General features: G+C 72.6%; 30 protein-coding genes. 15 read left to right on the top strand and 15 right to left on the bottom strand.

Annotated elements, in window-relative coordinates; translation table 11 throughout:
* Positions 1-131: 131 nt before the first annotated feature.
* Positions 132-587: a MarR family winged helix-turn-helix transcriptional regulator gene (locus IE329_RS28055; RefSeq protein WP_190213789.1), complete on the bottom strand. Its 456-nt coding sequence runs from the start codon at positions 585-587 to the stop codon at positions 132-134.
* 115 nt (positions 588-702) lie between these two features.
* Between IE329_RS28055 and IE329_RS28050 the strand changes: the two genes are divergently transcribed.
* Positions 703-1,095 (top strand): nuclear transport factor 2 family protein, encoded by a 393-nt coding sequence (locus IE329_RS28050; protein ID WP_190213788.1) that lies wholly within the window; start codon positions 703-705, stop codon positions 1,093-1,095.
* Between the two features lie 169 nt (positions 1,096-1,264).
* On the opposite strand, the gene IE329_RS28045 is transcribed toward IE329_RS28050, so the two are convergent.
* Positions 1,265-1,765, bottom strand: a complete 501-nt coding sequence (locus IE329_RS28045) for a DinB family protein (protein WP_190213787.1) — start codon at positions 1,763-1,765, stop codon at positions 1,265-1,267.
* A gap of 125 nt (positions 1,766-1,890) precedes the next feature.
* Between IE329_RS28045 and IE329_RS28040 the strand changes: the two genes are divergently transcribed.
* Positions 1,891-2,652, top strand: coding sequence for a hypothetical protein (locus tag IE329_RS28040; protein ID WP_190213786.1), 762 nt, complete (start codon positions 1,891-1,893; stop codon positions 2,650-2,652).
* 60 nt (positions 2,653-2,712) lie between these two features.
* On the opposite strand, the gene IE329_RS28035 is transcribed toward IE329_RS28040, so the two are convergent.
* On the bottom strand, positions 2,713-3,537 hold the full coding sequence (locus IE329_RS28035) for a hypothetical protein (RefSeq protein WP_190213785.1): 825 nt from the start codon (positions 3,535-3,537) through the stop codon (positions 2,713-2,715).
* A gap of 214 nt (positions 3,538-3,751) precedes the next feature.
* The gene (locus IE329_RS28030) at positions 3,752-4,201 is read right to left on the bottom strand and encodes a hypothetical protein (RefSeq protein WP_190213784.1); all 450 of its coding nucleotides are present in this window, start codon (positions 4,199-4,201) and stop codon (positions 3,752-3,754) included.
* Between the two features lie 224 nt (positions 4,202-4,425).
* On the opposite strand from IE329_RS28030, the gene IE329_RS28025 reads away from it, so the two are divergent.
* Positions 4,426-4,830, top strand: coding sequence for a hypothetical protein (locus tag IE329_RS28025; RefSeq protein WP_229927818.1), 405 nt, complete (start codon positions 4,426-4,428; stop codon positions 4,828-4,830).
* A 216-nt stretch (positions 4,831-5,046) separates the two neighbouring features.
* Here the strand turns inward: IE329_RS28025 and IE329_RS28020 are convergent, their stop codons facing one another.
* On the bottom strand, positions 5,047-6,468 hold the full coding sequence (locus IE329_RS28020) for an MFS transporter (protein WP_229927817.1): 1,422 nt from the start codon (positions 6,466-6,468) through the stop codon (positions 5,047-5,049).
* Between the two features lie 101 nt (positions 6,469-6,569).
* Here IE329_RS28020 and IE329_RS28015 point away from each other — a divergent pair, with 101 nt between their 5' ends.
* Positions 6,570-7,133: a winged helix-turn-helix transcriptional regulator gene (locus tag IE329_RS28015; protein ID WP_190213781.1), complete on the top strand. Its 564-nt coding sequence runs from the start codon at positions 6,570-6,572 to the stop codon at positions 7,131-7,133.
* Positions 7,134-7,494: 361 nt separating this feature from the next.
* A complete protein-coding gene (locus IE329_RS28010; protein ID WP_229927816.1) occupies positions 7,495-8,145 on the top strand; it encodes a LysE family translocator in 651 nt (216 codons plus the stop codon).
* Positions 8,146-8,267: 122 nt separating this feature from the next.
* Here the strand turns inward: IE329_RS28010 and IE329_RS28005 are convergent, their stop codons facing one another.
* Together IE329_RS28005 and IE329_RS28000 are read right to left on the bottom strand one after the other, a co-directional pair.
* Positions 8,268-9,251 carry an aldo/keto reductase gene (locus IE329_RS28005; protein WP_190213780.1) on the bottom strand — a complete coding sequence of 328 codons (984 nt, stop codon included), beginning with the start codon at positions 9,249-9,251 and terminating at the stop codon, positions 8,268-8,270.
* On the bottom strand, positions 9,248-9,634 hold the full coding sequence (locus IE329_RS28000; protein WP_190213779.1) for a MerR family transcriptional regulator: 387 nt from the start codon (positions 9,632-9,634) through the stop codon (positions 9,248-9,250). Before IE329_RS28000 ends, IE329_RS28005 begins: the two co-directional genes overlap by 4 nt.
* Before the next feature lie 108 nt (positions 9,635-9,742).
* Here IE329_RS28000 and IE329_RS27995 point away from each other — a divergent pair, with 108 nt between their 5' ends.
* Positions 9,743-10,210, top strand: coding sequence for a GNAT family N-acetyltransferase (locus IE329_RS27995; protein ID WP_190213778.1), 468 nt, complete (start codon positions 9,743-9,745; stop codon positions 10,208-10,210).
* Between the two features lie 421 nt (positions 10,211-10,631).
* On the opposite strand, the gene IE329_RS27990 is transcribed toward IE329_RS27995, so the two are convergent.
* Together IE329_RS27990 and IE329_RS27985 are read right to left on the bottom strand one after the other, a co-directional pair.
* Positions 10,632-11,519: a hypothetical protein gene (locus tag IE329_RS27990; RefSeq protein WP_190213777.1), complete on the bottom strand. Its 888-nt coding sequence runs from the start codon at positions 11,517-11,519 to the stop codon at positions 10,632-10,634.
* A gap of 606 nt (positions 11,520-12,125) precedes the next feature.
* Entirely contained in the window at positions 12,126-13,064 is a 939-nt protein-coding gene (locus IE329_RS27985; protein ID WP_190213776.1) for a GlxA family transcriptional regulator, read from the bottom strand.
* A 213-nt stretch (positions 13,065-13,277) separates the two neighbouring features.
* On the opposite strand from IE329_RS27985, the gene IE329_RS27980 reads away from it, so the two are divergent.
* From IE329_RS27980 to IE329_RS27955, 6 genes are all read left to right on the top strand, one after another.
* Entirely contained in the window at positions 13,278-13,967 is a 690-nt protein-coding gene (locus tag IE329_RS27980; RefSeq protein ID WP_190213775.1) for a DJ-1/PfpI family protein, read from the top strand.
* Positions 13,968-14,022: 55 nt separating this feature from the next.
* Positions 14,023-14,349 carry a hypothetical protein gene (locus tag IE329_RS27975; protein ID WP_190213774.1) on the top strand — a complete coding sequence of 109 codons (327 nt, stop codon included), beginning with the start codon at positions 14,023-14,025 and terminating at the stop codon, positions 14,347-14,349.
* Positions 14,346-14,801: a hypothetical protein gene (locus IE329_RS27970; RefSeq protein ID WP_190213773.1), complete on the top strand. Its 456-nt coding sequence runs from the start codon at positions 14,346-14,348 to the stop codon at positions 14,799-14,801. The genes IE329_RS27975 and IE329_RS27970 overlap by 4 nt, the downstream gene beginning before the upstream one ends.
* Positions 14,798-15,130 carry a hypothetical protein gene (locus tag IE329_RS27965; RefSeq protein ID WP_229927815.1) on the top strand — a complete coding sequence of 111 codons (333 nt, stop codon included), beginning with the start codon at positions 14,798-14,800 and terminating at the stop codon, positions 15,128-15,130. Before IE329_RS27970 ends, IE329_RS27965 begins: the two co-directional genes overlap by 4 nt.
* Before the next feature lie 360 nt (positions 15,131-15,490).
* On the top strand, positions 15,491-15,988 hold the full coding sequence (locus IE329_RS27960) for a YfbM family protein (RefSeq protein ID WP_229927814.1): 498 nt from the start codon (positions 15,491-15,493) through the stop codon (positions 15,986-15,988).
* A 127-nt stretch (positions 15,989-16,115) separates the two neighbouring features.
* Positions 16,116-16,529: a DUF6086 family protein gene (locus IE329_RS27955; RefSeq protein WP_190213772.1), complete on the top strand. Its 414-nt coding sequence runs from the start codon at positions 16,116-16,118 to the stop codon at positions 16,527-16,529.
* A gap of 131 nt (positions 16,530-16,660) precedes the next feature.
* Here the strand turns inward: IE329_RS27955 and IE329_RS27950 are convergent, their stop codons facing one another.
* The gene (locus IE329_RS27950; RefSeq protein WP_190213771.1) at positions 16,661-17,083 is read right to left on the bottom strand and encodes a DUF6188 family protein; all 423 of its coding nucleotides are present in this window, start codon (positions 17,081-17,083) and stop codon (positions 16,661-16,663) included.
* Positions 17,084-17,634: 551 nt separating this feature from the next.
* On the opposite strand from IE329_RS27950, the gene IE329_RS27945 reads away from it, so the two are divergent.
* Both IE329_RS27945 and IE329_RS27940 read left to right on the top strand, forming a co-directional pair.
* Positions 17,635-18,570, top strand: a complete 936-nt coding sequence (locus IE329_RS27945) for a hypothetical protein (RefSeq protein WP_190213770.1) — start codon at positions 17,635-17,637, stop codon at positions 18,568-18,570.
* A gap of 276 nt (positions 18,571-18,846) precedes the next feature.
* Positions 18,847-19,845 (top strand): HEAT repeat domain-containing protein, encoded by a 999-nt coding sequence (locus IE329_RS27940; protein WP_190213769.1) that lies wholly within the window; start codon positions 18,847-18,849, stop codon positions 19,843-19,845.
* Between the two features lie 33 nt (positions 19,846-19,878).
* Here the strand turns inward: IE329_RS27940 and IE329_RS27935 are convergent, their stop codons facing one another.
* The 4 genes from IE329_RS27935 to fdxA form a co-directional block, all read right to left on the bottom strand.
* On the bottom strand, positions 19,879-20,577 hold the full coding sequence (locus IE329_RS27935) for a DUF6193 family natural product biosynthesis protein (RefSeq protein WP_190213768.1): 699 nt from the start codon (positions 20,575-20,577) through the stop codon (positions 19,879-19,881).
* 166 nt (positions 20,578-20,743) lie between these two features.
* Complete coding sequence (locus IE329_RS27930; protein WP_190213767.1) at positions 20,744-20,929, bottom strand: hypothetical protein; 186 nt, start codon at positions 20,927-20,929, stop codon at positions 20,744-20,746.
* Positions 20,930-21,122: 193 nt separating this feature from the next.
* Positions 21,123-22,085, bottom strand: a complete 963-nt coding sequence (locus IE329_RS27925; RefSeq protein WP_190213766.1) for an SCO2583/SCO2584 N-terminal domain-containing protein — start codon at positions 22,083-22,085, stop codon at positions 21,123-21,125.
* A gap of 106 nt (positions 22,086-22,191) precedes the next feature.
* On the bottom strand, positions 22,192-22,515 hold the full coding sequence (gene fdxA / locus IE329_RS27920) for a ferredoxin (RefSeq protein ID WP_190213765.1): 324 nt from the start codon (positions 22,513-22,515) through the stop codon (positions 22,192-22,194).
* 94 nt (positions 22,516-22,609) lie between these two features.
* Here fdxA and soxR point away from each other — a divergent pair, with 94 nt between their 5' ends.
* On the top strand, positions 22,610-23,074 hold the full coding sequence (gene soxR / locus IE329_RS27915; RefSeq protein WP_190213764.1) for a redox-sensitive transcriptional activator SoxR: 465 nt from the start codon (positions 22,610-22,612) through the stop codon (positions 23,072-23,074).
* Positions 23,075-23,151: 77 nt separating this feature from the next.
* Here soxR and IE329_RS27910 read toward each other — a convergent pair whose 3' ends face one another.
* Positions 23,152-23,655: a pyridoxamine 5'-phosphate oxidase family protein gene (locus IE329_RS27910; protein ID WP_229927813.1), complete on the bottom strand. Its 504-nt coding sequence runs from the start codon at positions 23,653-23,655 to the stop codon at positions 23,152-23,154.
* Between the last annotated feature and the right edge of the window lie 34 nt (positions 23,656-23,689).

Here is a 23,689-nt window from a genome sequence, read left to right as displayed (position 1 = left end):
GGGACGCCCGGGGCACCCGGGATGAACAGGGCCGTCAGGCCGGGCGACCGCCCGAGCGGTTCCCGCGGGCAGGCCGGGCGGCCCTCACCGCGAACCGTGCCGAAGGAGAGGCCCGGCCGGGCCCGTGACGGTCACTCGTCGCCGGCGGCGAAGGGCCCCTGGCCGACGAAGCGGTGCAGGAGGCGGGCGAAGGCGCGGGCCTCGGCCGGCGGCCAGCCGGCGAGGGAGTCCTCGACGGCGTCCGTGAGCCGCTGCCGGGTGACGGTCACGACGGCGTGGCCGTCGTCGGTGAGGGCGAGCAGGGTGGCGCGGCGGTCGTCCGGGTCGGGCCGGCGCTCCAGCAGGCCGGCCTGCTCCAGGCGGCCGGCGCGCCGGCTGACGGTGGTGCGGTCCAGTCCGACCTCGCGGCCGAGGTCGGCGGCGCTGCGCGGGCCGGTCCGGGCCAGGCCGCTGAGGACGGGGTAGGTGAGGTCGTCGACCGCCTTCCCCAGCCCCTCGGTGAGGCGGGCGTGGAGGCGGGTGCGGGTGCTGCGCCGCAGCAGCAGCCCGAGGGTGTGGGCGATGTCCTCGCCGGCCGTGGTCGTCATGCCCGCAGATTAGCGTGCGCGAAGCACGCGTTTCCGGTAGAGTCATAAGCGTGCTCAAGGCACGCATCTCTCCGCCCGCCGGGCGGGCCGCCCCACCACACCCGGAGGAACTCCCATGAGCCGCACCGACATCCGCGCCGCCCTCACCGACCTGCTGCTCACCCCGGGCCTCGGTCTGGACGAGGCCGCCGAGCGGCACTTCGCCCCCGACTACCGTCAGCGCACCGACGGCAGCTGGGCGGACCGCACCGGGTTCCTCGCCCACATCGCCCACCTGCGCACGGTCGTGGCGGGCGGCTCGGTCACCGTCCACGACGAACTCGTGGACGGCGACCGGTACGCCGACCGCCACACCATGGAGGTCGTCAAGACGGACGGGTCCACGGTCCGCATGGAGGTCTACGTCTTCGCCGAGTTCGCCCCCGACGGCCGCTTCCGCCGGATCGAGGAGACCACCTTGCTGCTCGAAGGCTCCGAGGCCGACCGCGACCTGGGCAGCGCCCGCTGAACACCCCGCTGAACACCCCGCTGAACACCCCGCTACCGATCCCCGGCACCGTGGGGACCGACGTCGGAGCCGAGAACGTGGAGCTGCACCCCTGCCTGCTCCGCGAGGTGACTTCGCCGCCTCGTCACCTGCGTCGGGCGCCCGGCCGAACCCGCAGGCGGGACAGGGCCTACACGCCGCGGCTGCCGTCGAGGCTCTCCCGGACGATGTCTGCGTGGCCGGCGTGCCGGGCGGTCTCCTCGATCATGTGGAGCAGGACCCACCGCAGATTCCGGTGGGCGAGCTTGGGCCGGCGGCACGGAGCCTCCAGGTCCAGGCCCGCGGTGATGTCCCGCGAGACGGCCGCCTGTTCCTCGAAGTAGGCGGTCCAGCGCTCCACGGTGTCCTGCTCGTCGACGCGGAAGTCGTCGTCGGCCCAGTCCTGGACCTCCGCCTCCGGCCATTCGCCGGGGAACGTCCGCCCCGCCACGATGATCTGGAACCATCTGCGCTCCCAGAGCGCCGAGTGCTTGAGCAGGCCCAGCAAGGACAACGAGCTCGCCGTCGGAGTCCTGCGGGCGTCCGCGTCGGAGACACCCTCGACCTTCCGGAGCAGAGCGGCGCGCTGCTTGTCGAGAAAGCCGCAGAGGGCCTCCCGCTCGGTGGAGGTGGAGAACTGATCGGTGGTCATGCCGCGGACGCTACCGGATCACGAGGTCCGGGCCCTCGGCCGGTCCTGGCCGCAGTGGTTCCGCACGTCCTCCGGCCGGGCGAATTCACCTGACAGCCGTGAGCCGGCTGCGCGATCATTGGCCGATGACCACGGGACCGGACCTGCTGAGCCTGAGCATCGTGTGCCCGCCGCCCGACGAGGGCGGTGCGGAGGTCCGCCCGGTCGTCAACGGCCGTGACCTGCTGGCCGAGGCGGTCCCCGGCGGCGTGGGAGGCTCCCGGTACCTGGGCGTGGGCCCCCGGTACCTGTTCGGCGCGGAAGGGTCGTTGCGGGCCGGGGCGACGCCCCACGAGGTCCGTCTCGCCTGGTCCGGCTGCGGCGTGGAGGAGTGCTGCGGCGCCCTGTACGTGACGGTCCGGCGTGACGGGGACCGGGTGGTCTGGGCGGACTGGCGCGACGCGGCGAACCAGGACGTCGACCTGCCCGAACTTCGGTTCGCCGCGGACGAGTACGAGGCCGAGGTCCTGCGGGCCGGAGCGGACCGCCGGTGGGAGTGGCCGGCGGGGGCGGTGGCGCGACTGCTTGAGGCGGGGCTGAGGAGACGTGGGGACTGGCTCGACCGGTGGGAGTGCGAGCTGGAGTTCGTCTGGTCCTCCCGCGGGCAGCCCGACCGGATCCACGTCGTCCTGAGGCATCCCGCCGGCCGGGCCGGCACGGATCTGCCCTGGCTCCAGTTCGGGACGACCCTCCCGGTCTCCGCGGACGCCCCGTCGGACCAGGCCGAGCGCCTTGAGGCCCGGCTGACCGCCGGCGATCCCCGTGCCACCGCCGAGGTCTGGGGAGGCTCGCACGACGCCGGGCAACTGGGCTACCCCTGGCCGCCGGTGGACCCGCCGATCGGGTGAACGGCGGGGCGGGGTGAGCCCTCCCTGCATCCGGCATCCACCCCGTTCCGGCGAAGTCCGTCAGGAACGGCCGAACCAGGGGCGTTTGGCCCGGGGGCGGGGACCGGCGCCGTCCGCCGGGGCCGGCTTCGGGTCGTCGTACTCGCGCGAGATCACCCGGACCTGGCCCGACCCGACGTCGTGGCGCACGGTGTCCAGGCCCGCGTGGTCCAGTTGGTCGATGTGTTCGGCGTGGGTGGTGGTGTTCAGGGCGATCATCCCGACCTTCGGGTGGTGGCTGCCGAGCTTCACCTCCTCGCGGAGCAGGGTCTGCAGCAGCCGGTCGGCGGAGGCCGAGGGCAGGTCCTCGTCCACGGCGACGTGCAGCATCAGGTGTTCTTCGCCGCCGGCCTGCCACCGGACCTGTGCCACCCACACCGAGCGGACGGCGGGGAACTCGCGGATCCGCCGCACCAGTGCGTCGCGCAGGGCGACCGCCACCGGGTCGGTCGACCAGGAGAGCGTCATCTCGGCCCCGGGCCCGGGCCCGTGGGTCGCCCAGTCCCGCAGCGCCTGCTCGGGAATGATCGCCTGCCCGTCGCCGGAGCGGACCCCGAGCACGGCGACGCCGGTCTTCTCCAGGATGTCCCGCAGCCGCGCCAGGTCGCAGTGCACCATCCCGGCGGCCGCCGGCAGCAGTCGCGTGCCGAGTGCCGCGTCGGTGAACCCGAGCAGTGTGGGCGGCTGTTCGTCGTCGGGGAGGAACAGCACCGCTCCGGCGTGGGTGACGGGAACGAACATCCCGCCCTCCGACAGCGCGGCGAGCACCGCCTGCGGCGCGGGCTCGTGCCCCTCCGCACGGCGGTCGAGAAGGTCGGCGAGACGCACGTTCGGATTCTCGATCACGCGTGCAGCGTAGCGCCGGACGGCCGCGCCCGGGCCCGCTCATCGGCAATCCGGCATCCCTCCACCGGCTTCCGGCCGCCGGTCCGGGCGGGCCCCGGCACAGCGCCGACCGGCTTGACCGTGAGCGCCGGCCGTCCCGACCCGTGCCGCAGGTCCCGTCCTGATCCGGTCGTGCTGTGCGAGCACCACCACCTCAGCCGCGGCGGCCCTGGCGTCAAACCTGGCAGCAGGGTTCGTTCGGATGGCGGTCGATCGCGGCGAGCAGGTCCTGTGCCGCTGCCCTCACCACGGGATCGCTGTCGTCGGCGAGCCGGTCGGCCGTCGGCCGGCGGCTCAGTACGGCCTGGTGGGCTTCCAGTTGTACCTTCGGCCGCGGTGGGTTGCCGTGTTCGAGGATCGTCTGCAGCAACTCGATCACTCCGGCCCGGGAGTTCACCGTCGTGGTCGCCGCGAGGTCCCACAGGAAGGGAACCGCGGCGACCGTCGCGTCGAAGACCGCCAGTTCACCGATCGACAGACCGAGATCACTCAGAGCTGTCTCGCTCGTACGGGCGTCGCCCCAGGCGATCCGGGACAGCAGGCCGGGAACATCGGCCGCCGGTCCGTACGCATGCCTCAACTCGTGCCAGCGCACGCGGCTCACGCCCTTGAGAATCGTCCCCATCCACGCACTCCAGTCCCATCGTCGGACCGGTGGCCCGATCGAACTCATTCCACCTCACTGATCGTCACCACCGCGAGTCAGGGCCATTCGCCGCAGGCGCGCTCCCGGCCGGTGGCAGGCCGACGGCCCGAGGTGCCGAGCCGCGCACCCGCTCGGGCGGCCCCGGGGCGGCCCGGCCCGGGGGGATCACTAGGATCACGGTCCCCGCAGGACCGTCGAAGGGCATGACGATGGAGAGACCGCGCATACGACTTGGCAACAAGAACGCATGGGTGGAGCTGGCGCAGACCGGTGAGGACGACTGGCGGATCAGCGCCGACTGGTGCTCGCTGCTGAAGGCCGACTTCGCCGCCTGGCTCAGCAGGGAGGAAGCCGTGGGCTTCGCCACTCGGATGCTGGCCCAACTGGACGCCTCGTCGGGCGCCCGCTTCGCGGTGGCGGTGACTCCCGGCCGCAACAACCCGCTGACGCTGAACGCCGATCCCGTCGGGGACGGCTACGCCTTCTACGCCTGGCTGACCCCCAACGGTGACGACGAGGCGGCCCACCTCCAACTGGACATGAACCCGGTCCCCACGGCCGAACTCCGGGACGTGTTCCGGACGTTCCGCGCGTCCTTGCTGCGCTGAGCGGGAGGCTCATCGGCCGGGAGCCGCCCGGTGTGCAGGGGACCGCGCCGTCGGGCGCGGTCCCGTTCCGCCCACTGTGCCGAGCGCCGGCCGGTCGCGCCGTGGCGTCCCGTTCCGCCCGCACCTGCCGGGACGAACCAATGCGGCGACGAGGGACGTTGTGCTCCTGGCCGGTGCCGAGACCCTGGCCGCCCGCGCGGAGGCCGTCCCGTCCCATCAGGCGGTGCCGGCCTTCACCGCCTTCGCAGCCCCGGCGACGTCGGCCGCCGCGGTGTCGGGCGTCCGGCCCGCGGCCGGCCGTGGTGCGCGGACGAGCGGGACGGTCGCGCACGCGGCGAGCAGGGACGCGGCGGCGACGGCGAACCAGCCGTGGCGGAACGCGGCGACGGCGTGTCCGGGGGCCGGGGTGCCGAGGATGCCGATGAGGATCGCGACGCCGAGGACGGCGCCGATCTGGCGGCCCATCGAGGTGATGGCCGATCCGGTGGCGAAGCGGGCCGGCGGCAGGGCGGCCGCCGACGCGGCGGTCAGGACCGGCACGGTGAGGCCGACGCCGAGGCCGGTCAGCATCATGCCGGGCAGGAGCGAACCTGCGTAGGCCGAACCGGTGTCGAGCGTCGCGGCCCACCACAGGACGCCGGCCGCGAACAGGACGGTTCCCGCCAGCGCGATCCGGCCCGCGCCGAACCGGGCGACGGCGGGCCCGATCCGCAGGGCGACCGGCGGCACGAGCAGGGGCCCCGGCGCGATGGCGAGGCCGGTGAGCAGGGCCGAGTAGCCCCGCACGCCCTGGCACCACAGCACCGCGCCGAGCAGCATGCCGGCGAACGCGACGGTGAACAGCGTCAGGGCGGCAGCGGCGGATGCGAACGCCGGGACCCGGAGCAGCGGCAGCTCGACGATCGGCACGGGGTGGCGGGCGGAGCGCAGGACGAACCAGGCGCCGAGCAGCACCGCGCCGGCCAGGCCGCCGAGGGTGCCGGCGCTCGTCCAGCCCCACTCGGGAGCCTTGACCAGGGCGAGTGCGAGGGTGGCGATCGATCCGGTGAGAAGGGCGGCGCCGAACAGGTCGGGCAGCGGACTACGCTGCGCCCCGGTGCGTCCGGGCGACGCCAGCACCTTGGCGCCCAGGGCGAAGGCCGCGATCCCCACCGGCAGGTTGACGATGAACACCCAGCGCCACCCGGCCTCGACCAGCAGTCCGCCGGCCACGGGCCCGAGTCCGGCGGCGATCCCGCCGATCGACGCCCAGGCCCGCACCGCCCCGGCGCGCTTCTCGGGCGCCGTCGTGTCGAGCAGCAGCGCGAGTGACGTCGGCATCAGCAGTGCGGCGCCGGCGGCCTGCACGAGCCGGGCCGCGACCAGCGTCCCGACGTCGGGAGCGAGGGCGCAGCCGGCCGAGGCGAGGGTGAAGACCGCCAGGCCGGTCAGGAAGACCGGCTTGTGGCCGGAGCGGTCGGCGACGCGGCCGGCGACCACGAGGAGGGCCGCGAAGACGATCGCGTAGCCGTTGAGGACCCAGGAGAGGGAGCCGAGGCCGCTGCCGCCGAACGACCGGCCGATCGCCGGGAGGGCGACGTTGACGATGAAGAGGTCGAGGTTCGACATGAAGACCGCGGCCGCGACGGTCGCGAACACGGCCCGGGCCGCCCTTGGTGGGTTTGAAAATCCAACTGTCATGGACCGGAGGCTAGCCCCGTGGGTTTGAAAACGCAACGGACTCGGGGGAGGATGGGCACATGACCTCGAACAGGAAGCAGGGCGAGCACGCGGTGCCGCACCCCCGGGTGCCCGGCCGGCCGTGCTCCGCGGCCGCCGCGCTGCAACTCGTCGGCGAACGCTGGGCCCTCCTGGCGATCCGCGAGATCTTCTACGGCAACCGGCGGTACGAGCAGATCGTCCGCAACACCGGCGCCCCCCGCGACCGCCTCGCCGCGAGACTCCGCGCCCTGGAGGAGGTGGGCGTGGTCGAGCGCCACGCCTACAGCGAGCGCCCGTTGCGCTTCGAGTACCACCTCACGGAGGCCGGCCGCGATCTCGCACCGGTGATGCACGCACTGCTGGCCTGGGGCGACCGCTGGGCGGTGGACACCCCGCCGGTCGCCTTCCGGCACCGCGTCGATCCCGCTAGCTCGCACGCCTCCGATCCCGGCACCGCGTACGCCGCCGCACACGAGTCCGAGCACGACCTCGACCTGATGTCGACGTGCCGGACCTGCGGTGAGGAGGTCGGGTCGGGCAGTCTCACGATCGACGTGCGGGCGCCCGGATGGGACCGGGCCGGGCCCGTCGAAGCCCCCTGAGCGAAGGGCTCGGCGGCCACCGTTCGGCCGGGGGCGGGTGAGGTCACCCGCCCCGGCGGCCGGCCCTGGCGCCACTTCGCAGGCCTCCGCTCCCGTCCCGCACCGCACTGCACTGAGCCGTCCCGCACCGTCCTGCCCCGCGACGGTGCCGCAGGCGTCCCCGGAGGCGCCCATGGCGGGTCGTCACCGTCAGAGCGGCCCGGTCGCACCGCAGGGGCCCGTCCCGGCGGGCGGCCTTGTGGCCGGCCGTCAGCAGGACCGCGCCCTCACCGCTTTGCGGCGACGCGGCTCGCGGCTCAGCGGGTGATCCTCTCCGGAGCTGCCGGGATAGGGTCGGCACACTCCTCGAAGGCAGGTGCGAATGATTGTCTCCCCCGGCGCGGTCGCCGGAGTGGCCGCGATGGAACTGGGCATGGCGCTCATCCCCGGCCCGAACATCATCTATCTGGCCTCACGGTCGATCACCCAGGGCCGCCGCGCCGGGCTGGTCTCGTTGGCCGGGGTCGCGGTCGGTTTCCTGGTCTACCTCGCCGTGGCCACCGCCGGCCTGGCCGTGGTCTTCGCCGTGGTGCCGGCCGTCTACACCGTCCTCAAGCTCGGTGGAGCCGCCTACCTGCTCCACCTCGCCTGGCAGGCGGTCCGGCCCGGCGGCGCCTCGGCGTTCGCGCCCACGGAGCAGGCCGCCGACCGGCCGCGCCGGCTGTTCACGATGGGGCTGGTCACCAACCTGCTCAACCCCAAGATCGCCATCCTGTACGTGTCGCTGCTCCCGCAGTTCATCGAACCGGAACGCGGGCACGTGGCCGCGCAGAGCTTCCTGCTGGGCCTCGTGCAGGTCACGATCGGGATCACCGTCAACTGCGCGGTCATGCTGGCGGCCGGCACGATCGCCGCCTTCCTCGGCGAGCGGCCCGCCTGGCTGCGGATCCAGCGGTACCTGATGGGCACCGTGTTGGCGGGGCTGGCCGTACACATCGCCGCCGACCGGTCCAAGGCGCTGGTCCCGGCCTGACTCCGTCCGCGGACGCCGAGGTGCAGAAGGAACACCGCCCGGCGGTGTCGAGGCCGAGCACCCGGACCACGTCACGCCGGCGGGGCCCGCACACTGCCGGTGCGGGCCCCGCCGGCGTGACGTCAGCCGCGGAGCAGGGACTCCACCTGGGCGAACTCGGCCGGGGTGAGCGGGGACCGGCGGCCGAGGTTCTCCTCGACCTGGGCGACGGTGCGGCAGCCGGGGATGGGGACGACGGCATCCGTGCGGGCCAGCAGCCAGGCGAGGGCGCCCTGGGCGAGGGTGCGGCCGTCGGAGGTGAGCACCTCGCGGACGGCGTCGATCCGGGACAGGTGCTCGGTGCTCCCGGTGCCGTCCTCGCCGAAGTAGGGGATCCACGGGTGGCCCTGGGCGCGGACGTCGTCGGCGGCCACCCGGTGGCCGTCGTGGTACTTGCCGGAGAGCAGGCCCATCGCGAGCGGGCCGCGGGCGATCGAGGCCAGGCCGAGGGACTCGACCACGGCGACCATCCCGGCCGCCGGGTTGAGCACGGAGAAGTCGTGCTGGACGGCGACGCAGTGGGGGGCCTTCGCGGCGAAGCCCTCGGCGTTGGCGGCGTCGTCGGTGGACCAGGCGTAGGCGCGGATCTTGCCGGTGGCGACCAGGTCCTCAAGGGTGTCGACCAGGTCGAGGGCGGCGGACAGCGGGGCGTCGGAGATGTGGAACTGGTAGAGGTCGACGTAGTCGGTGCCCAGCCGGCGCAGGCTGCCGTCGATCGCGGCCCGGAGGTAACCGGGGGTGGCGTCCTGGCCGGTGGCCTCGCCGGTGGCCTCGTCGAAGGTGTTGCCCCACTTGGTGGCGATGACCACCTGGTCGCGGCGGCCGGCGAAGGCCCGGCCGAGGACGGTCTCGCTGTGGCCCGCACCGTAGTTGCTCGCGGTGTCGAAGAAGGTCGCGCCGAGGTCGAAGGCGCGGTGCAGGGCGGCGGTCGACTCCGTGTCGTCCACCGCGCCCCAGCCGAACTGCTCGCCCCCGGCGTGCAGCGGGCCGCCGATGGCCCAGCAGCCCACGCCGATCGGGCTCACCTCGATGCCGCTGCTGCCGAGTGTGCGCGTTGCTCCGGTCATGCCGAATCCCCCTGCTGGATGCTGATCTGCGCCTGGTACCAGGCGATCTTCTCGTTCAAGTGCTGCTGCTGGCGCATCAGTTCGTCGATGGTGCGCTGCGCCCTGGTCGCGTGCTCGGTGAGCAGCGCGAGCCGCTCCTCCAGCGTGCGGTCGCCCTCGCGGGCGGAGGCCGCGTACCGCTGCATGTCGGCGATGGGCATGCCGGTGTCGCGCAGGCAGCGCAGCACGCCCAGCCATTCGAGGTGGTCCTCGCTGAACTGCCGCCGCCCGCCGGTGCTGCGCGCGATCCGGTCGAGCAGCCCGATGCGCTCGTAGTACCGAAGGGTGTCGATGCTGAAGCCGGACCGTTTCACGGCCTCGGCGGGAGAGAGCAGGTCCGCCATGCCGACGACTCTCGCACCTGGAGCGCGCTCCAGGTCAAGGAGGCTGGAGCAAAGGGGCGGCGCCGTCCCGGGATTCGGGACAACATCCGGTGCGATAGCCTGTTGATCATGGTGGACTGGGAGATTCGGCCGGCCTCGGCAGCGGACGTCGAGGCGGTCGCCGAGTTGCGGGCCGAGGTGCTGCGGGCGGATCTGGAGCGCCTCGGGCGGTACGACGAGCAGCGGGTGCGGCAGCGGCTGCGGGACGCCTTCGCCCCGGCGCACACCTGGGTGATCGAGGTGGGCGGCGCGTTCGCCGGCTGCGTGTCGCTGCGGCCGGCCGAGGACGCCCACTGGCTGGAGCACTTCTACCTGGCCGCGCACCTCCAGGGCAGCGGCATCGGCACGGCCGTACTGCGCGGGCTGCTGGAACGGTGCGACCGCGTAGGCACCCTGGTCCGGCTCAACGTGCTGCAGGGCAGTCCGGCCAGGCGGCTCTACGAACGGCACGGATTCACACCCGAGTCCGAGGACCCGGTGGACGTGTTCATGGTGCGGGAGCCGAACCGCGACGCTGCGCGAGAACCGGTCGCCTGACGGGGCCGGCGAGAGTCCGCGCTCCGAGCACGGTGCGATCGCCGCGCTCCGCGGGGGCGGGCGTCGTCGCAGACGTGGGCAGCCCGACCAAGCTTCCTCGGCGGCCCCGGGTGCCGCGACGGGGGCACTCCTCGGTCATGCCTGCGAGCCGGTGCGTGCGGCCGTCACGCGGCAGGCTCCAGCGCGGCCGTGAGCCAGACCTTGACGCCGTGAAGAGGCCAGGTCGGGTGCACCAGGGGTGGTGCGAGAGATCCCGCGTCACTGGCGGCTGTCCACGTCAGCCGCCGGGCGCCGGGGGAGAAGGCCTGCCATGGCAGGTCCGATCTGTGGCGGGATCCTAGGCGTCGCGGGCGTCCCCACCGCCGCTCGTCGTCCCAGATCCTTGCGCCTTGCAGCGTCTGGGGAAGCAAGGAGAGCAGCGTCAGTTCTGCCGGGCTCTTGTCGCGGCGATGCCCCGAGCGAGGTCGAACGCCGCGACGGGGTCGCGCTCCTTCGTCCACGGCTCCGCGCCGCACCAGGGGCCGATCAGGCGGAACTGTTCCAGGGCAGCGTCGTAACGCCGTGCCTTGACCAGGTAGTGAGCCAGGAGGTGCCGGAGCGGGGGCGCCTGCTGGTCATCGTCCGGGACTTGGTTCAGCGACCGGGCGACGCTCTCCAGCAGGTCCTTGGCCGCGGGCGAGGACGGGAGCGCCGAGGGCCCGGAGCGTCGGGTGAGCTCGTGCAGCGCGTGCAGGTAGATTCCGGCGAGCGGGCTGCCGGCCGGTACGTCGTGCGCGGCGCGTTCGGCGAACTCCATCATCAGCTTGTTCGTGCCGGCCCACTTCGCGCACCAGTACTCCATGGCCTGACGGTGGCCCGCGTAGTGGTGCGGGGCGCGCGTGACCAGCTCCTTCCAGAGCGGGCGGAACTCGTCGCGCTCGTACCTGAGTCCGCGGGCGGCCGTGACCATGACCACCCACGGGCCAGGGTCCTCGGGCGCGAGCGAGGCGGCCGTCCGCGCGGCGTCCATCGCGGCGTTCAGCTGAACCATGAACCGGGCCATCCGACCGGCGGGAACACTGTGCGCGTAGCCGTCTCCACGTATCGCCCACGCGCGATGCACGAGCAGCTGGGCGTGGACGGTGGCGGCGGTGCCGTCGTCCGGTTCGGCCCGGAGCCAGTCGTGCAGCCAGGTGTCGCCCCGGTCGGCGATCTGCTGCAGGACTTCCAGCCGGGACCAGCGTTCGTCCCATTCCTGGCCGGCGGCTTCTGCATAGGCGGCCGCCGGCCGCCAGTGACCCTCCCACGCGTCGTGGGCGATGGCCGTCACTTCCTTGGAGCGGTAAGCAGGCAGAGGCGGCCCGGCCCGGTGCGCGTCGACTTCTTCACGGGGTGGGAGGCCATGGACGGCCGGGTCGAACCGGGCACGGACCCAGAGTGCCGGGCCGACCCGCCTCAGGTGAGGGGCGACCCGGAAGCCAAGCGGGACAGCGACGGCCAGGGCGACCAGGAGGAGGAATGTCACGGCTGTGATCATCCTGGGAGACACCACAGATGACAACAGCCGTCATCGAGGAGCCCCGCCAGTGGACGGGGAATCAAGCCGAGCAGGTCTGGCCATCCACGTGCACGGCGCCCAGCAGGTGTCCGCCGCTCGGGCGGGCCGGAGCCTGTGGGTCGGCCGCGCCGATGGCCGTTCCGGGCGAGCCGCGGGCCGAGGAACTCGGACTTGGCCCGGGCGACCAGCCCACTCGGTCGCCGGCTTCGCGGACCCGGTCCCGTGGGGCGTCGTGGTCCGCTCGACCGTGCCGGCGTCGTGCCACCACGGGGGGCTCCAAGGCACACCTCCGGGTGTGCTGAGGGGGAGCCCCCAGACGGTGTATCGCAGCACTGGTGGTGGAGCGCCGGGTCGGTGGGAGCGGCGCGATGGGCCGGCTCAGCTGAAGCTTCGGCGATAGGCGTGCGGGCTGACGCCGGTGGTCTTCTTGAACCGTTCGCGGAAGGCGGTGGGTGAGCCGAATCCGACCTGGGCGCCGATGCGTTCGACGGAATGACGGGTGGTCTCCAGGAGGTGCTGGGCTTGCCGGATGCGTGCGCGATGGAGCCACTGGAGCGGGGTGGTGCCGACCTGATCGCGGAAGTGCCGGATCAGGGTCCGGGTGCTTGTGCCGGCGTGGGCGGCGATGTCGGTGAGGGTGAGTTCGGCAGCAAGGTTGTCCTGCAACCAGGCCAGCAACGGCTCAAGTACTGATCCCTGGGGGGCGGGTGCGTGATGGTGGACGATGAACTGCGCCTGTCCGCCTTCACGTTCCAGGGGCATGACGGACAGCCGGGCGGCGTCGGCTGCGACGGCTGAGCCGTAGTCGCGGCGGATCATGTGCAGGCACAGGTCGAGGCCCGCGGCGGCGCCGGCGGAGGTGAGGATCTGGCCGTTGTCGACGTAGAGGACGTGCGGGTCCACCTCGATGTCCGGATGGGCGGCGGCCAGGAGATCGGCGGCGCTCCAGTGGGTGGTGGCGCGCAGGCCGTCCAGGAGTCCGGTGGCGGCCAGGGGGAAGGTGCCTGAGCAGATGGAGGCGATGCGCGTGCCGTTCGCGGCGGCCGCACGCAGCGCGTCGCCGACGGCGGGGGCGAGCGGGGCCATGGGGTCGGCGGTGCCGGGAACGATGATCGTGTCCGCGGCTTTGAGGCCTTCCAGCCCCCAGGGCACGCGAACGGTGAAGGCGCCGGCATCGATCTCCGGCCGTTCGGCGCAGACGCGGATCTGGTAGCCGGGGCGTCCGTCCGGGAGGCGGGTGCGGGAGAAGACCTCGATCGGGGTGGACAGATCGAAGGGGATCACCCGGTCCAGAGCGAGTACGGCGACGGTGTGCATGGCCAGAAGATACCCGTCCACCGTACCCGATGCCCTGTTCCGGCACCGTGATGTGCGCTGTTCTCACAGATCAGGGCCCTGACCGCAGCCGTGGCGATTTCCCGTTGGGATGTGTCACTCATGCCACTGGGGGGCGGGCCGGCGGCCGCTTAGCGTCGGGGTGCGACTCCGGCACGGGCCGGATGCCGACCGCTCCCGAAAGGACTCTCTTCCGTGCACGCCCAGATCATCCTGTTCGACGGCTTCGACCCGCTCGATGTCATCGCCCCCTTCGAAGTGCTGTACGCCGGAGGCACCGCCTCCGGCGGCGCGGTGACGGTGGAGCTGGTCTCCGCGGAAGGACCGCGTGACGTGGTCAGCGGCATCGGGGGCCTGGTGCTGCGTGCCACCGCCGCCCTGGACCCCGCGCGTGCGGGCCTGATCCTGGTTCCCGGCGCTGCGGGCCGCGTGGGTGAGCCCGGCGACGTCCCTGACCACGACGCGCAGGCCGGGCAACGGTCGCAGGACGAGTTCATCCCCGTTCTGCTGGGCAGCACCCTGACGACCGAGCTGCCCACCCTGCTGAAGGCGGCGAGGGACAACCCCGAGGTGACGCTCGGCGCGGTGTGCGGCGGCTCGCTCGTCCTCGCCATGGCCGGCCTGTTGGAGGGCCGCTACGCCACCACCCACCACTTGGGCCTGGACATGCTCGACGCCACCGGCGTCCACGCGGTGAGCGCCCGCGTCGTCGACGACGGTGACCTCGTCACCGGGGCCGGCGTCACCTCCGGCCTCGACCTGGGCCTGTACCTGCTGGAGCGCGAGGTGGGCCCCCGGGTGGCCCACGCCGTCGAGGAACTGTTCGCCCACGAGCGCCGCGGCGTCGTCTGGCGCAGTGAAGGCCTCGCGCCCACCGCCCTCTGACCACACACTCCGCCCCGCCCTCCCACCGCACGGCACTCGTAGGAAGAACGGCGTCATGACCGCAGAAGGCATCTGGGACCTGTCCGTCTCCACCCCGATCGGCAGGATCGAAACCGTGATCGAACTTGCCCCACAGGCCGGTGTCCTGACCGGGTCGGCCCACGGGGCGGGAGAGAACGTCCCGCTCAGCGACATCACCCTTGACGGCGACAGGCTCACCTGGAAGCAGGCCGTCACCAAGCCCCTGCGCCTCAACCTGGCCTTCGCGGTCACGATCGACGGCGACACCCTGACCGGCACGTCCAAGGCCGGACGCCTGCCGGCCTCGAAGGTCACCGGCCGGCGCCGTGCCGTCCCGGCGGCCGCGGAGCACCGGGCATGACGAAACTCCTCCTCCCCCTGCACGTCCTGGCGGCGGTACTGGCCGTAGGGCCTGTCACGGTCGCCGCGAGCATGTTCCCCCAGGCGCTGCGTCGCGCCCACAGCGCCCCGGACGACCGTGAGGCGCTCGCGGCCCTGCGAACCCTGCACCGCATCTGCCGCGTCTACGCCGGCATCGGCATCGCGGTTCCCCTCTTCGGGTTCGCCACGGCCGGCAGCCTCGACGTCCTCGGCAACGGATGGGTGATCACCTCGATCGTCCTGACGGCCGCCGCGGCTGCCGTCCTGGGCCTGCTGATCCTTCCCGCCCAGGACAGCGCCCTCACCACCGCGCGGTCCCTCGGCCCCGGCCCCGCTGCCCGACTCGCCACGCTCACCGGCGTCTTCAACCTGTTGTGGGCAACCGTCACCGTCCTGATGATCGTCCGCCCCGGCTCCACCACGGGAGCGTGACCGTGCACCTCCGCCCCCTGCGCATCGCGGCACACGTCGAACTCGTCTCGTTGGTCGTCATGCTGGCCAACCTCGCCACCGCCCACCTCAAGCCCGTCTCCTCCTTGGCAGGCCCCACCCACGGCTGCGCCTACCTGTTCGTCGTCATCGCGACCTGGCGCCTGACGCCGGCCACGACCACCACCCAGGCCGTTGCCGTCCTTCCCGGCATCGGCGGCCTCCTCGCGCTGCGCCGGCTCGACCCTCCCGGCGCCACCGGCCACCGCACCGAGGGCGCGGTCCCGCCCCGAGGGACCGCCCCCTTCGGAGCCGCGCCAGACAGGAGGTAGTACGCCGATCGCGGCCGGCCGGAGCGGCTGCCACCTCGGCTCCGGCACCTGACCGGTCGGCACCCGGAAAGGACCGGCGCCCCCGTCGTGGTGGCCGCCCGCCGTCGCGCCCGCCGTCGCGCCCGCAGCACCCCGCAGCACCCCGCAGCACCCGTGAGTCCCGCTACCGGAGCCGCCCCGGCCCCGGTCGCCCACCCGGCTCGAAGAACAGCCGCTTCGCGACCCGCTCCGACGTGGTCCTGCTCCTGGCCACCGGCGGGCCCTGTCGTCGACCGACCCACCACAAGGCCGGCACCGGATCACGGCGAGCGGGATGAGCAGCCGGAGCTCCTGTCGGAGCCGCTCCGTAAGCTGCCGCCCATGAGCATGAACGGCGAGTACCTGCGCGTCACACCCGGAGAGCTGGCGCGAGCCCTGGAGGACCCCGAGTGGGCCTTGGACTTCGCCTCCGACGTTCAGGACCAGGAGGACGAGGAGACGGCACCGGCTGAAGCGCGGCATTTCACCACGCACCAGACCTGGAATCTGCTGGGGTTCCTCCTGAAGCGGTCGGCCTTCCCGGTCGACATCGTCTTCGGTGAGGAACCCGTTCCCGAGGCCGATGACTGGGGCTACGGCCCGCCGCGGTACCTGACCGCCGACCGGGTGCGGCTGGCCGCCGACAGGCTGAACCGGATGACCTACGACGATCTGGTCCACGGCGTCGACCACAACGAACTCGCCACTGCCGAGGTCTATCCCCGGATCTGGGACTCGCCGACCTCCCTGGACTGGGCCCGTGACCTCTTTGTCCCTCTGACCGAGTTCTTCCGGGCCGCAGCCTCCGCCGAGGACGCCATGGTGATCTGGCTCGACTGACCTCCCACAGAACGGACTTGTGCGGCAAGGTAGCTGGCTTTCTGGGAAGCCGGGTTCTGGCTCACCGTCCGTGGAGGGCTGGCTGGCCGTAATGTCGAGTCCCTAGGGCAAGCAGTGAGAGGTTGACGTGAGCCAGTACTACAAGGTGGGCGACCAAGCCCTGTGGAACCCGTCCAACGGGGCGTTCCGGCTGTTCATGAGTCATGTCGCCGTCTATCAAGAAGCAGTGGGTCTGCCGTCCGGCATCGGCCCGATGGAAGCCGACGAGTGCCAGATCGACCCGATCGCGTTCGCAGTGTTCGTCGACGCCCTTCTCGCCTGGCACAGCAAGACCAGGCACGCCGTCATGGCCACTCTGTCCGAGGGGTTCGTCGCCGCAGTGCTGGCCTTGGCTGAGAAAGCCAACACTGAGGTCGATTGGCAGGCTGCCGAGCGTACCGAGAGCGGCTGTCTCAAGACGGCTTCGGATCCCCATGCGCGGGAGTGGACAGCCGCACTGCGGCAGAAGTCACGCGAGCTCACCCGGCACATGGCGGTCTGAGGCTCGTCTGTCAGCACCCGTGGCTGGCTTACAAGGGTTGTCCTACACGACTGGACGCGATGCGGCGCGTCGAGCCCGACGGGAACCGGTCGTACCGGCGCTTGCCTGCCTACCCCGCCGTCGGCGGTCCGTCAGGAGGGCATGGATTGCCCGGACCAGACCGCGAGCTGCCCACCCGGCATCGAGATGACCCGCCAGCCTCCCGGTCCCAGCACCTCCCATGCCTCGAACGACGGGTCCGCCCGGCTGTTGAGGTGGCAGCCGTTGTCGAAAACCAGCCGCAGCGAACCAGTCTTGAAGGCCACCGCGGACAGAACCTTTGCCTCGAACAGCCCGAGTGCCGCCGCCACATCCTGTCGTCCTGGGTCGAGGAGGACGTGCCGACGGTCGTCAACGACACCCTGGGTGAGCTCGAAGGGGCATCCAAGGACCACGCGGGCATCCGAGCCGAGGCGCAGCGACAGCTGGTAGCCAACGCTGATCTCGGTAACGGCCAGGCCCCGAAGATTCATGATCCAGCGGTCTTCGTGCTCGGCCGACAACGATTCATTCACCACCGCACGATGCACCGTGGAGCACCGACAACGCCAGTCGAACAGATATCGACGGCCTCGTGCAGATGTGCAGCTCGTCGCTGATGCTGACCGTCCCGTATCGGTCGGCGAACGCCCGATGGTCCGCGGGTAGCTGGAGACCGAGCACCCCGGGCCCCAACTCCCACGGATCCGGGACCACCCCGTCCGCAGGCGGCGGCCCGATCACCGCGCGAGCCGGTCCAGCATCTCCTCGATCTCTCGGAGCCCGCTCGCCGGACCCGAACCTCGAACGACTCACCCGGCAGCGACGCCGGTTTGCGCCCCGGCCGAGGATCAGGGCTGGTTCGGCAGGGCCAGGCTGACGTCGCGTCAGTTCCTTCACTGGTCGGCCCGGGCTGGCACCGGGACGTCCGCCCGCTGTCAGCGTCCGGCCGCAACGCTGCCGCAAGCTTGTTCGAATCCGGGCCGCCCGGCATGCACGGCTTGAGGCCTGTGTCTGACTCGCGCATGTCACTGGCTATGTGGGGCTGTCAGAGTGTCGTGGCACCATCCCCGTTGTGGTTGATCACATGGATGACGTGGACTGGTCCGGGCTGTTTCACGCGTTGGGGCCCGCCGGGGACACGCCGCGGCATCTGTCGGCACTCCTCGGTGACAGCGACCGGGCCTTCGTCGACGGGTACTCGCACCTGTGGTCGGCGACCCTTCGCCGTGAGGGCAAGGCCTGGCCCGTTACGGCACCCACCGCGATGATTGCCGCCACCCTCCTGGACGATGCGTCGCTGTGGCCCGACGATCCCACGATGGCGGACGCGATGCTCGCCTACCTGTACGCGGTCGGCACGGCGGCGGACCTCGGCGACGGGGCTGAGGAGATCCGCGCCCGGGTCGAGGGCCGCGCACCGCAGCTTCGAGCGTGGACCGGCGACTACCTGGCCGCCGAACCCGGGGCCCGGTCGCGGATGTGGCAGGACGGCACCGGCCTTGGCGAGCTCGTCCTCGACCAGGCGGCGCTCGCCTGCTTCGACCTGGCACCCACGCTCCTGCGGCGGGCACTGCCGTACCTCACGTCGGAACGATCCGGGCGTAGGACGTGCGCCGCCGCGGCCATCGGTTCGCTGGCCCGCCATCCTTTCGCCTCGGCGCAACGCCCGGCGCTGCTGGCGCAGCTGGCATCGATGGCCCGGGCGGCTGCCTCCGCGCATGAGAGGGCGACGATCGTGGTCGCCATCGGCGACCTCGGCGGCGACACCAGCCCCTGGCTCAGCGACCCCCACGCGGGCGTGCGGGGCAGCGCGGCCCTCGCGCCCGCCCTGGCCGGCGACGACACCGCGGACCATGTACTACGGGAACTGGCCCGCTCCCCAAGCGCGTTCAACAACTCCTTCGCCGACATGGCACCCCCGCTGCAGTTCCAGTCGAAGCCGCACCTGGACCTGCTCACGTCCGAACTGCGCCGGCGAACCGACGAAGCAGCGGGGACCGCACCCGACGCCCCGGCCTGACCGCTCCCCACCGCGTCCGCCCGGGTCGCCCTCCGGGGCGGTGCTCGGGGTGCCGGCCCGATGGTCGAGTCGACGTCCGCCGCGTTGACCTGCCCAGAAGGCCCACGGAGCCGGACGACCTGGGCCGCGCCCACTCCCGCGTGCCGGAAGCAGGCCCGCTGCAGGTTCCGCGGCTCGCTGTCGGAGGCTGTTGCTACGGTGTGCCGTCACGGAGGCTGAGGATCTTGACCGGTAGAGCGGGGCACGGATGGGCGGCGGCCGGGAAAGGGAGTTGTCGTGAGCTGGCGGGGCGGGGACGGTGTCCCGGCGATGTGGGAGGAGGACGGGCCAGGGTTCCACGCGGGCACGCCGCAGGACGTGCGGGTGGTCGTGGCCGAGATGACGGCCGAGGTCAAGGACGGTCTGGACTACGACGCGGTGCCGTGGGAGAGGTTCCACCACGCCTTCGGTCCCGGCAGTGACTTGCCCGGAAGGCTGACACGGATCCGGTACGGCGACGTGCGAGCGGCCGGCAAGGAGCTGGAAGCCGTCTGGGACGCCGTCTGCCACCAGGGCACCCCGAATGCGGCCGGGGCCCTCACCGTCCCCTTCTTGATCCGTATCGCGCTCACCCACCCCACTCCACCTCCTCGCGCCCTTCGCCTGGTCGGGGCCCTCGCACGCCGCCCCCACCTGCGGGACGGCACCCGTACGGGGCTCCTGCGCACCTGCACTCCCGCCGGCAGCCTGATCTTCGAGCCCAGCGGCTACGTCAGCACCTGGTCCGTCCAGGCCGCGCGGCAGGCCCTCACCGCGGACGCGGACCTGCTGCTGCCCCTGCTCGACCACCCGGCCCCAGTCGTCCGGACCGCCGCGGTCTACGCCCTCGCGGCCGCGGCCTCCCCCGCGCGCGGCCGGATCACAGCCGCCCTGCACGCGCGCCTCGACGCCGAGGACGACCCGGTGGCACGCGCGAGCCTGGTCCTGGCGATCGGCGAACTGGCCTGGGAGGAACGCGACGCCGCCACGACCGCATGCACCCTCGCATGGTGGCAGGACCTCACCCGCCCCGCCGAGGTCCGGATGGCCGCGGCCCTCGCCTGGCTCTGCCTCGTCGACGACCCCGTTCCCGCCCACCTCGACGCCTTCCTCGACGCCGAAACCACCGAGCAGCTCGCCACCCTCCTCACCCCCGTCCCCTGGTTCCAGGACCTCGCCGAGAAGGAAGGGCTGCGCACCGCCCTCACCCAGATGCGCAACCCCGACGACTACGCCTGGATCGCAGACCTGTACTGACGAACGGGGCCGGACGGTCGTCCGGCGGTCGCCTCAGGTCGCGGGCCCGAGTCCCTCCGGCAGCCGGGCCACCACGAGGGCGACGGCCTCCTGCGGGGTCCGGGTGCGGGCGAGCAGTTCGCCGTTGTTCCACACCGCGTACAGTCCCTCGTCGTTCGGGTCGATGACGTACCCGACCCCTGCTTCCGAGGGATTCGCGACGCTGGTGGAGAACCAGAGGTTGAAGTGGCTGTTGACCGGCATCAGCCGGCGGAGCACCGGTTCGGCGTGGGCGGCCGCCAGCAGCGCGTGGGCGCGGGGATGCCGGTCGTAAGGGGGCAGGTGGACGCGGTCGAGCTTGGTCCACCACGTCAGCTCGACGCGGCCCAACGGCTCTCGCTCGTGGACGAGGGCCCACGGTCTGAACGCGATGAACGGGGCGGCCTCCCGGGTCTCTTCGAGTCCCGCGCCCCCCGTCCAGGCCGCCGGCACCCGGAGCACCACGGCCAGGTCGGTGGTCAGCCCGCCGGCCAGGCGCGCGCCACGGCCGTAGAGGTTCACCTCGAAGGCGAGGCCGTCGTCGTGCCGGGACACGGACACCCGCCGATCGCTGCCGGCGTCGACGAACTCCGCGAGGTGCGCGTACCGCGCCCGCGATTCGGGCAGGTCGATCCCGAGTTCCTCCGCCGCACGCCTCAGCTCGGCCGCGAGGCTCTCCTCGGCCTCCTCGTTGGGTTCCACCTCAGGGTCCATCGGTCCAGTCTGCCCGGGGCACACCGCTGACGTCCCGCCTTTCGGGTGATGCCCGGCTGCCGGCGGACCGGCGGCGGGCCGGGGGACCGCAGCGTCGGTCCGGTACGGAGGTCCGCTCCTTGGTCGAGGAGCCCCGGACGCCTTCGGCTTCGGCCCGTGCCTCGGGCTAGGCGGCGGGGCTGTCGGGGGCGTGCGTGATGATCTCGTACCGGCCCGGGGCCACCTTGCGGAAGCGGCCGCCCACGGCCTGGGCCAGGCGGGCCCGCTCCAGGTACGTCCGGTCGATCGCCAGGCCCGGCGGGATCTCCACGAAGTCGCGGACCAACGCGGCGTCCTCGGGGGGGCAGCGCATGATCGGGCATCCGTCCACCTCCGGTCCGACGGGGGTACCGGTCTACCAGTGTCCGGAGCCGGACGGCAGAATTCCAGGCGCGGCGGTCGTGCGGCGATTCCGCCGTAAGCCCGTAAGCCCGTAAGCCCGTGAGCCGGTCAGCCGGCCAGGCGTCCGTTGGTCGGCCGCTCGCCCGCCCGCCGTCGACGGTCCGTCAGTGCAGCAGGTTGTCGGCGGTCAGCACATCGCCCGCAACGGGCGCCCCCGAGGCCCGCCGGAGCGCGCCGACGGCCGGGTCGGAGAGCGACACGTGAAGCGTGTAGGGCGGCGGGCCGGTGATGGTGCTGTGGGCGTCGACGGGCATCGTCATCCCCTGGGCCACGGCCATGCCGCCGTAGCCCGGGCACAGGGCCGCCGCGGGCATCGTCACCCGGGCCGTCAGGGCCCGGATCCGGCCCTCCGGGGTGCGCGCGTCGTCGCTGTCGAGGGTCACCGGCAGGTGGTGCGCGGCCGCGATCAGTCCCTCGGGGCCCTCGATCTCCACGGCCACCCCCTCGGGGCCGAACGGTGCGGAGAGTTCCAGTGCCCCGGCCGTGCCCGGTGAGATCAGCAGGCCGAAGGTGAAGACGCCGGGGTCGTCCGCGGACAGCGAGGCGAACCCGTGCGAGCCGAGGTCGAGCCGCGGGCCGGGGGTGGGAGTCCCGAGGTCCCCGCCCGCGTCGGCGGGCGGCAGGGCGAAGTGGTGGAAACCCTTGCTGCCGCACTTGCTCCCGGGGAAGATCCCGCCGCCGGGGAGCGCGGCGTCGACCGGCTGCCGGAGGGTGTGCGGTGCGGACCGGCCGGCCGGGCCCGGGCTCCGGCCGGTCCAGTACGTCACCGCGGCCAGCAGGGCGGTCAGCCCGCACAGCACCGCCATCGCGATCCGCCCCCGGGAGTCCAGCCACTGCGACCATCGCGCCCAGAGGGTCCGGGGACCGCCCGGCGACCAGCGGCGGCCGCCGGGGTCGACCGGCTCCTGGAGCCGCCACCGCGCCGACAGCATCCGGGTGCGCGCGGACGGTTCCTTGACGGCGGCGCCCCGGACGAAGTCCTCGTCCAGGAGCAGTCCGTCGAACGGGTCCGCGCCGTTCGGCTCCGGACGGTGGGGCGGCTGGTGGGGATCATCGGCTATCGGCACGGCCGCCAGTATGCCCGAACCGTGATCATGCCCGGACGCCCCCGCCCCCCGTCAGCCCCCGTCCCCCCGTGGCCACCTGCTGCGCCGTGACCCGCGATTCGCCGGCTCAGTCGGTCCGCTGCGGCGGCAGCGCCGCGACGACCGGATGGTCCCGCCCGGTAGGACCGAGCTTCGCGCTGCTGCCGGGGGAGCCGAGCCCGTCGAAGAACTCCGCGTTCACGCCGGTGAAGTGCTGCCATTCCGGCGGGCTGTCGTCCTCGTAGAGGATCGCTTCGACCGGGCAGACCGGTTCGCACCCGCCGCAGTCGATGCATTCGTCCGGGTGGATGTAGAGCATCCGCTCGCCCTCGTAGATGCAGTCGACCGGGCACTCGTCGACGCATGCCTTGTCCTTGACGTCCACACAGGGCAAAGCGATCACAAAGGTCATGGGACTGTCATCCTCTTCGGGTCGTTGCTGCTCGCCGTTCGATGCAGCCGAACGTACGGCCTCAAGTAAGCTTGAGGTCAAGAGGAGGCTCCGCATGACGAGCGATCACCCCGGCGGCGCCCGGGCCACCCCGGACGACTGGCTGAGCATCGGCGAGGTGAGCGCGCGGACCGGGGCGGCCGTCTCCGCCCTGCGCTTCTACGAGGAACTCGGCCTGATCGCGTCCGAACGCGACGAGCGCAACCAGCGCCGCTACCCCCGGCACATGCTGCGCCGGGTCGCCCTGGTCTCGGTGGCCAAGCGGATCGGCATCCCCTTGCAGGACCTGCGGGAGGCCTTCGCCGATGTGCCGCTCGACCGTCCGCCGAGCCACCAGGAGTGGCAGCGCGCCTCGCGGGGCTGGAAGCATCGGCTGGAGGAGCGCCGGCAGACCATCGAACGCCTGGAGGCCGAGCTCACCGGGTGCATCGGCTGCGGATGCCTTTCGATGAAGGCCTGCGCCCTGCTGAATCCCGGCGACGCGCTCGCCGAGGACGGTGCCGGGCCCCGGCGGCTGTGAGCGGCGGTGCCCGGGCCGGGCGTCCGCCGGGCCCGGGACGGCCGCGCCGCCGGTCGGCGAGGGAGGCCTGGACGCTTCTATTCCGCGCCGTGGGTCAGGGAGTTGACGGCGGCCGGCGGCGGGAAGCGGGTGTCGAAGTCGCAGACGGTGACATGGGTCGGAACGATGGTGATCAGCGCCATCTCGCTGGTGTTGGCGCGCTTGTGGCGCTCCCACTCCGCCATCCTGTCGTCCCCCACGCTGCGGCGGGAGGCGTCGATGTGCTCCTGGGGGATGCCCGGCCGGATCTCGACCGAGGCCGTGCCGCGGACCAGCATGATCAGCGGGGTGAAGTCGGTGGTGTCGACGGTGAAGGACACCTGGGGGTGCGCCGCGATCGCCTTCACCTTGTACGCGCCGGTCGGGGTGGCGAAGACGAAGGCTCGGCCGTTCCACAGGTAGGCGACCGGGACGGTCCGCGGGTGGCCGTCCAGGCCGACGTACCCGAGCCGCATCGGGATCGGTGCTTCCAGGAGGGTACGGATCACCGGGTCGGTGTTCACCAGGTGCACGATCTTCGAGTGGTCCACGGTGACCCCCATCTGAACGGGCGGAGCCGTGGCTGACCGCGCCCGT

The organism is Kitasatospora indigofera (genome assembly GCF_014655955.1).
Taxonomy (GTDB): domain Bacteria; phylum Actinomycetota; class Actinomycetes; order Streptomycetales; family Streptomycetaceae; genus Kitasatospora; species Kitasatospora indigofera.
Note: the sequence above shows the minus strand (reverse complement) of the source record. Positions and strands in the feature narration are given on the sequence as shown.